This is a genomic window from Vibrio sp. 10N.286.52.C3, assembly GCF_041468865.1.
Lineage (GTDB): Bacteria > Pseudomonadota > Gammaproteobacteria > Enterobacterales > Vibrionaceae > Vibrio > Vibrio crassostreae_C.
In genome coordinates, this window is sequence record NZ_JBFRJM010000136.1 from 1 (window position 1) to 809 (window position 809).

At 42.5% G+C, this 809-nt stretch carries 1 protein-coding gene; it reads right to left on the reverse strand.

Annotated features, from left to right (window positions below; translation table 11 throughout):
• Positions 1 to 775 (reverse strand): patatin-like phospholipase family protein (locus tag AB4138_RS23770; RefSeq protein ID WP_372307963.1); only part of this gene is annotated, 775 nt, incomplete at its 3' end.
• Between the last annotated feature and the right edge of the window lie 34 nt (positions 776 to 809).

The window sequence follows — 809 nt, forward strand, 5'->3', positions numbered from 1 at the left end:
CGTGAAGTTCTTCATAACTTTTACCTTCGTACTTCACATTGATAAACTGCGGTGGGAAGACTCCAGGAATAGAAGCACTTGCTGCTAAAACCTTATATATAAGTTCAGACTTATCTGGCATGTCACTATTTGCAATTGCGCCCACATTCCAAATGACAAGCTCTCCAGAATCAAAGTGTGTGCTACCAATAAACAAACGCTTACCGTTGCGGTGTCGCGCAGCAATTTGCTCGATCATCGGTTCAGGGAACGCCTGAGCGATAAATTGATTCAAGTTTTTACCGTCAGTAAAAGCATCTTTAAACACGGTGTTTAAAAAGTTCTTTTTGCCGAGCACTGATTTGTCATTGATGTTTAACATCACCTCCTTCATCTTCGGAAATGCATCTCCGCCGATGAATACAAATGGTGCTATTAGCGCTCCTGCACTGATGCCAGTAACTATTGAGTAGTCTTTCAATTGGCCAGATTCTTCCAGCCCTATCAAAATACCGGCTCCAAAGGCTCCGTTCGCGCCGCCTCCTGACAAAGCTAAGATATTTAGTTGCTCACCTGACACTTTAATTGGCGTTGTTTGATCGATTGGAGAGTATAAGAAGTCTGGGTTCTCACTCGCCCACATACGCAATGGCTCTTTTACTGATATCGCTTCTTCTACAACCACTTCTTTGTAATTGTCTTTTTGTACGCGTACATCCAACGTGTGGGGTGAGCTACATGCCACTACAAGTAATGACAAAGCAACGGTAAAACCCGAGGAAATTAGACGGTTCATAATTAGGCTCATTTAATGTTCTCTAAAATGATTC